Source organism: Pseudooceanicola sp. HF7 (assembly GCF_011806405.1).
Classification (GTDB): Bacteria; Pseudomonadota; Alphaproteobacteria; order Rhodobacterales; family Rhodobacteraceae; genus Pseudooceanicola.
On the sequence record NZ_JAATOW010000017.1, the window covers coordinates 66764 to 73328 of the forward strand.

Here is a 6565-nt window from a genome sequence, read left to right on the forward strand (position 1 = left end):
CCTTCGCACCCCGGCCCGTCTGGACTTGGGCGGCGCTAGGCACGATATTCGGACCATGTCGCTCACTCCCGCTTTCATGGATGAATTGCGCTCCCGCATCTCGCTCGCGCAGGTGGTCGGGCGGAAAGTCATGTGGGATCAGCGCAAGTCGCAGCCCGGCAAGGGCGATCTTTGGGCGCCTTGCCCCTTCCACCAGGAAAAAAGCGCCTCTTTCCACGTCGATGACCGCAAGGGCTTCTACTACTGCTTCGGCTGCCATGAGAAAGGCGATGCGATCTCCTTCGTGCGCCAGACAGAGAACGTCGAGTTCATGGAGGCGGTCGAGATCCTGGCCAAGGAAGCCGGGATGCAGATGCCGGCCCGCGACCCGATGGCGGCGAAGAAGGCCGAGCAGCGCGCCTCTCTCACGGATCTGATGGAGGAAGCCGTACGCTTCTTCTCTCTCAGCCTGCGGGGTGGGGGTGGGCGCGCGGCGCGCGATTACCTGGATCATCGCGGGCTGGACGAAGCCGCCCGCGAACGCTGGGGCCTGGGATTCGCGCCGGATGCCTGGCAGGGGCTCTGGGATCACCTGATCGGCAAAGGCGCCAAGCCGGAAGAGCTGATGGACTGCGGGCTGGCCAAGCCTTCACGCAACGGCGGCAAGCCTTATGACACCTTCCGCAACCGGATCATGTTCCCCATCCGGGACACGCGCGGGCGCTGCATCGCCTTCGGCGGCCGGGCCATGGATCCGGACGACAACGCCAAGTACCTGAACTCGCCCGAAACCCAGCTTTTCGACAAGGGGCGCACGCTTTACAACCACGGCCCCGCGCGGGAGGCGACCGGCAAGGGCCAGCCGCTGATCGTGGCCGAAGGCTACATGGATGTGATCGCCCTGGCCGAGGCCGGCTTCGGCGGCGCCGTCGCCCCGCTTGGCACCGCGGTCACCGAAACCCAGCTTGAGATGCTCTGGCGGGTCTCTCCGGAACCGGTCTTCGCGATGGATGGCGATACCGCGGGCCTGCGCGCCGCCCAGAAGGTGCTGGATCTTGCGATGCCCAAGCTGCGTGTCGGCCAGACCGTGCGCTTCATCCTGCTGCCAGAGGGCCAGGACCCGGATGACCTGCTGAAGACCAAGGGCCCGTCCGCCATGCAGGCGCTGATAGACGAGGCCCTGCCATTGGTAGAGCTGCTGTGGCGGCGCGAGACAGAGGGCAAGACCTTCGATAGCCCGGACCGCCGTGCGGCCCTGGACGCCGCCCTGCGCGCCGCGACCCGCCAGATCGAGGACGAGGGTCTGCGCTATCACTACGATCAGGCCCTGCGCGAAAAGACCCGTGCGCTCTTTCGCCCGGCGCGGCCCGGCGGCAAGACGCCCTTCCAGCCGCGTGGCAAGGGGCGCTGGCAACCGCCTGCCGTGCCCCAGGTCACCACGAAGAACTCTTTGCTGGCCTCGGAAGATGACAACCAGCTGGAAGCGCTGCGCGAAGCGGTGATCCTGGCCGCGCTGATCGTGACCCCCTCTGTCGCCGCGGAGTTCGAGCCGGATCTGGAAAAGATGGAATGCCGCGATGCGCGTCACGCCGCCCTGCGGGATCTTGTCCTGATCCATTCCGTCGACGGGGCAGAGGCCCTGCGGAGTGAAATCACCACGCGCCTTGGGTCCGATGCCCTTGACGAACTGCTGGCGCGGACCCATGTGGCTCTGTGTCCTCCGGTACGTTTCCCGGGGGATGAGGAACGGGCCCGCATGACCGTGGCCGAGGAATTTGCCAAGCTTCAATCCGTCCGGGCCCTTCAGGCCGAAGTGGCCGAAGCGCAGGAGGATATCCTGGCAACGGAGGATGAGGCGATGACATGGCGCCTTGGCCAGGCCGCGCAGGCCCGCAGCAATGCGTCGCGCAGCAACAACGAGGATCGTGCCGAATATGATCTTGGAGAGAACGGCGCGCGCATCAACCGGGAGGAGCGCACGGCGCTGGATGCATTGCTACAGTCGATTCGCTATACCAAGCCACGGCGTTAAGCCGAAAAACACAGGGTTCCTCAAGAAATTCAGGGTAAACGGGTGTGCGAATCGCACAAAGGCGCTATTGATTCGGACCAATCGAATCGCAGCCCTCGTGATTCGTTCCGTACGATCCCGGACCTCTCTTCCGGGTCTTCGCCCCGGACCAACCGACGCCGGACCCACAGCCTAGGAGTACCGCCATGGCCGCCAAGGATAACGACGAAGCCCAGATGGAAGAGCAGGAGGCAGAAGTCTCCCTCGACATGAGCCAGGCCAATGTGAAGAAGATGATCGCGGAAGCGCGTGAAAAGGGCTTCATCACCTACGACCAGCTCAATCAGGTCCTGCCGCCGGATCAGGTGTCCTCCGAACAGATCGAAGATGTCATGTCCATGCTCTCTGAGATGGGCATCAACATCATCGAGGATGAAGAGGCCGAGGAAGAAGAAAGCAAGACGACCGCCGTCACCACGACGAACCAGAACCGCGAAGTCACCATCGGTGGCAGCGGCTCTGAAAAGCTGGACCGTACCGATGACCCGGTGCGCATGTACCTGCGTGAGATGGGCAGCGTCGAACTGCTGAGCCGCGAGGGCGAGATCGCCATCGCCAAGCGGATCGAAGCCGGCCGCAACACGATGATCGCCGGCCTCTGCGAAAGCCCGCTGACCTTCCAGGCCATTACCATCTGGCGCGACGAACTTCTTTCCGAAGACATTCTTCTGCGCGACGTGATCGACCTTGAGACGACCTTCGGCAACACGCTGGGGGACGAAGAGGAAGAGCCCGTCGTCGATACCTCTGCCGTGAAATCTCAGCCCAAGGCCGACAGCGGCCCGGAGCTGGACGCAGACGGCAATCCCATCGCCAAGGATGACGATGACGACGAGGACGATCAGCAGAACATGTCCCTTGCGGCCATGGAAACCGCGCTGAAGCCGCGCGTGCTGGAGACCCTCGACCGGATCGCCGACGATTACGAGATGCTGTCCGAAATGCAGGACCAGCGGATCAGCGCGACCCTGAACGAGGACAATTCCTTCAACGCCGGGGCAGAGGCGCAGTACCAGAAGCTGCGTTCGGAAATCGTGGAGCTGGTGAATTCGCTTCACCTGCACAACAACCGTATCGAAGCCCTGATCGACCAGCTTTACGGCATCAACCGCCGCATCATGCAGATCGACAGCGCGATGGTGAAACTGGCTGACCAGGCCCGGATCAACCGCCGTGAGTTCGTCGAGGAATATCGCGGCCACGAGCTGGATCCGAACTGGATGGAACGCATGGCCGGCAAGCCCGGCCGCGGCTGGCAGATGTTCATCGAACGCTCCTCCGACAAGGTCGAGGAGCTGCGCTCTGACATGGCCCAGGTCGGTCAGTACGTCGGTTTGGATATCTCTGAATTCCGCCGCATCGTGCAGCAGGTCCAGAAGGGTGAGAAAGAGGCCCGCCAGGCCAAGAAGGAAATGGTGGAAGCCAACCTTCGCCTGGTGATCTCCATCGCCAAGAAATACACGAACCGTGGCCTGCAATTCCTTGATCTCATTCAGGAAGGCAACATCGGCCTGATGAAGGCCGTGGACAAGTTCGAGTATCGCCGCGGTTACAAGTTCTCCACCTACGCGACCTGGTGGATCCGTCAGGCAATCACCCGGTCCATCGCGGACCAGGCGCGCACGATCCGGATCCCGGTCCACATGATCGAGACGATCAACAAGCTGGTCCGCACGGGCCGCCAGATGCTGCACGAGATCGGCCGCGAGCCGACCCCGGAAGAACTGGCCGAGAAGCTTCAGATGCCGCTCGAAAAAGTGCGCAAGGTCATGAAGATCGCGAAAGAGCCTATCTCTCTCGAAACCCCGATCGGGGACGAGGAAGACAGCCAGCTTGGCGATTTCATCGAGGACAAGAACGCGATCCTGCCGCTGGATTCCGCCATTCAGGAAAACCTGAAGGAAACCACGACCCGCGTGCTCGCCTCGCTCACCCCGCGTGAGGAACGTGTGCTGCGGATGCGCTTCGGCATCGGCATGAACACCGACCACACCCTGGAAGAGGTTGGCCAGCAGTTCAGCGTGACCCGCGAACGGATCCGTCAGATCGAAGCGAAAGCCCTGCGCAAGCTCAAGCACCCCAGCCGCTCGCGCAAGCTGCGCAGCTTCCTGGATCAGTAAGGCCCGGCATGTCGTTCTTGAAAAAACTGTTCGGCGGCGGCGACAAGCCCGCCGCTGAGGCGAGCGCGCCGGCCGGCCCGGTCACCGAATATGAAGGGTTCCGCATCACCCCCGAACCGATGCCGGCGGACGGACAATTCCGCATCGCCGCAACGATCGAGCGGGAGGTCGGGGGCGAACTGCGCACCCACAAGCTGATCCGGGCCGATGTGCTGCGTGACAGGGACGAGGCGGCGACAGCCTCTGTCCAGAAGGCGCGTCAGTTGATCGACCAGATGGGCGAACGCCTTTTCGATTGAAAGAAAGCCGCTGGGATCTTGGTCCCGGCGGCTTTGCTTTTGGCACCATGGCCCGCGCATCCCGCGTGAGGGCCCGCGCAGCCGGCGCAACACTCAGGTTTTCATTTCACGGATCGATTTGCGGATCAGCTTCCAGTCGCTGGCCTCTTCCGTGCTGTCGGTCTGCTCGCAAATGCGAATCTTTTCCGCCACCACGGCTTCTGCTGCAGGTCCATAGGCGCGGAACAGGGCCGCAGCCTGTTGGGATGCTTGCATCGGTTGCATCTTGGCTCCTCCTTTTTGCGCCGCCCCTTCTCCTCCGGCGGCCGGCACAGGCTATCACATCGCGGCCCGTTTTGCAGTGATTGCGGCCTGGGCGATCTGCTTGAGCCAGGGAAAGCCTATCTGTGCGCCTATGCCCGCCCATGCCTGATCCCCGGCCACAAGCCGGCGCCGCCCGTAGCGACCAAACGCTTCCTGGCGTGAAAACTCCGCCCCAAGTCGCCCCGCCCTTGCGCTTTTCTGTCGCGCCCAGCAATGTCGGCCCGACCGCTCAGGAGCTGCCGATGCCGCAAACCGCCCGATGGACCGACCTCGTCCCGCACCGTTCCTGGCTATTGTCGGAAGCAGATGGCTTGCTGCGCTTCTTCGAGGCTTCGGTGATCGATCCGAAGGGGGGCTTCTTTACCCTGGACCGTCAAGGCAACCCGCGCGAGGCAGAGGCTTTTCGGGCTCTCCACGACACCACGCGCCTGGTGCATTGCTTTGCCCTGGCAGAGCTGATGGGGCGACCCGGTGCCGGTGTAATCGTCGAACACGGCTTGGATTTTCTGCGCCAGGCCCATCGCGACCCTCACCTTGGAGGCTTCGCCTGGCTCGCGGACACCACGGGCAACAGAAGCGGGCGCAAGACAGCCTATGGTCATGCCTTCGTGCTTCTGGCGGCCTCTACCGCGCAGCTGGCCGGGCATGACAGCAGCGATATCCTGAAAGAGGTTACAGAGGTCATAGACACGCGCTTCTGGGAAGAGGGGCCGGGCGCCGTCACCGAGGAGTTCGAGCTCGATTGGACCCCGCTTCCGGACTACCGGGGCCAGAACTGCAACATGCACATGACCGAGGCACTGATGGCCGCCTATGAGGCCACGGGCAAGGTCGGCTACCTGCAGAAGGCCGAACGTATCGCGGCGCTGATCATCCATCGCCACGCGCGGGCCTATGACTGGCGCGTGGTGGAGCATTTCACCGCCGACTGGCGCCCGGACACCACCTATGACGGCGACCCGATGTTCCGCCCGGCGGGTATCACGCCGGGTCATGGGCTGGAGTGGGTGCGCCTTCTGGTCCAGCTCTACCGCACTGGTGGCGGCTCGCAGGACTGGATGATCGAGGCCGCCCGCGGTCTTTTCGCCCGCGCCACGCAGGATGGCTGGGATAAGGAAAACGGCGGGCTGGTCTACACCACTGATTTCAACGGCGCTCCGCTGGTTGCCGAGCGGTACTGGTGGCCGGTCTGCGAGGGAATCGGGGCGGCACATGCCCTGCGCGGGCTCGATGACGGGGCAGAGGACTGGTACCGCCGCTTCTGGGATTTCGCGGCGACCCGGCTGATCGACCGACCGCATGGCGGCTGGTTCCCACAGCTGGATGCGACGGGCGCACCCTCCGAGGATCCCTTCTTCGGAAAGCCCGACCTTTATCATGCGCTCCAGGCCTGCCTTGTGCCGCTATGGCCGGTCGAAGGCTCTGTCGCGCGTCATCTTCTTGGTCGCGCTTGAAAACTTGCGGAGTACCTGATGCTTTTGCCGGGCAGGGGGGTAACCCCACCCGCAGGAGGCCAAAACGACAGAAGGCCGCCAATGGCGGCCTGTCTCATCGTGATCTCGTGAGAGAATTGGAGCGGGCGAAGAGATTCGAACTCTCGACCCTTACCTTGGCAAGGTAATGCTCTACCCCTGAGCTACGCCCGCTCGCGTGATCCAGTACGCCGGTTTCCCGCGCCCCTCGATGTCCAGGTCAAAGACCCTTCCCCGAGAGGAAAATTGGAGCGGGCGAAGAGATTCGAACTCTCGACCCTTACCTTGGCAAGGTAATGCTCTACCCCTGAGCTACGCCCG

At 63.3% G+C, this 6565-nt stretch carries 5 protein-coding genes and 1 tRNA gene; 4 read left to right on the forward strand and 2 right to left on the reverse strand.

Annotated features, from left to right (window positions below):
• Positions 1-55 precede the first annotated feature (55 nt).
• From dnaG to HCZ97_RS11310, 3 genes are all read left to right on the forward strand, one after another.
• Positions 56-2011, forward strand: a complete 1956-nt coding sequence (dnaG, locus tag HCZ97_RS11300; protein ID WP_167688822.1) for a DNA primase — start codon at positions 56-58, stop codon at positions 2009-2011.
• A gap of 185 nt (positions 2012-2196) precedes the next feature.
• A complete protein-coding gene (rpoD, locus tag HCZ97_RS11305; RefSeq protein ID WP_167688823.1) occupies positions 2197-4170 on the forward strand; it encodes an RNA polymerase sigma factor RpoD in 1974 nt (657 codons plus the stop codon).
• Positions 4171-4178: 8 nt separating this feature from the next.
• Positions 4179-4469 (forward strand): HlyU family transcriptional regulator, encoded by a 291-nt coding sequence (locus HCZ97_RS11310; RefSeq protein WP_167688824.1) that lies wholly within the window; start codon positions 4179-4181, stop codon positions 4467-4469.
• A 93-nt stretch (positions 4470-4562) separates the two neighbouring features.
• Here HCZ97_RS11310 and HCZ97_RS11315 read toward each other — a convergent pair whose 3' ends face one another.
• A complete protein-coding gene (locus HCZ97_RS11315; protein ID WP_167688825.1) occupies positions 4563-4733 on the reverse strand; it encodes a hypothetical protein in 171 nt (56 codons plus the stop codon).
• 281 nt (positions 4734-5014) lie between these two features.
• Between HCZ97_RS11315 and HCZ97_RS11320 the strand changes: the two genes are divergently transcribed.
• Positions 5015-6226: an AGE family epimerase/isomerase gene (locus HCZ97_RS11320; RefSeq protein WP_167688826.1), complete on the forward strand. Its 1212-nt coding sequence runs from the start codon at positions 5015-5017 to the stop codon at positions 6224-6226.
• A 117-nt stretch (positions 6227-6343) separates the two neighbouring features.
• Here HCZ97_RS11320 and HCZ97_RS11325 read toward each other — a convergent pair.
• A tRNA-Gly gene (locus HCZ97_RS11325) sits at positions 6344-6418 on the reverse strand.
• Between the last annotated feature and the right edge of the window lie 147 nt (positions 6419-6565).

What these genes read in the sequence shown, in the direction of transcription:
- dnaG (WP_167688822.1), top strand. Translation starts at nt 56, where the DNA reads ATGTCGCTCACTCCCGCTTTCATGGATGAATTGCGCTCCCGCATCTCG.
- rpoD (WP_167688823.1), top strand. Translation starts at nt 2,197, where the DNA reads ATGGCCGCCAAGGATAACGACGAAGCCCAGATGGAAGAGCAGGAGGCA.
- HCZ97_RS11310 (WP_167688824.1), top strand. Translation starts at nt 4,179, where the DNA reads ATGTCGTTCTTGAAAAAACTGTTCGGCGGCGGCGACAAGCCCGCCGCT.
- HCZ97_RS11315 (WP_167688825.1), bottom strand. Translation starts at nt 4,733, where the DNA reads ATGCAACCGATGCAAGCATCCCAACAGGCTGCGGCCCTGTTCCGCGCC.
- HCZ97_RS11320 (WP_167688826.1), top strand. Translation starts at nt 5,015, where the DNA reads ATGCCGCAAACCGCCCGATGGACCGACCTCGTCCCGCACCGTTCCTGG.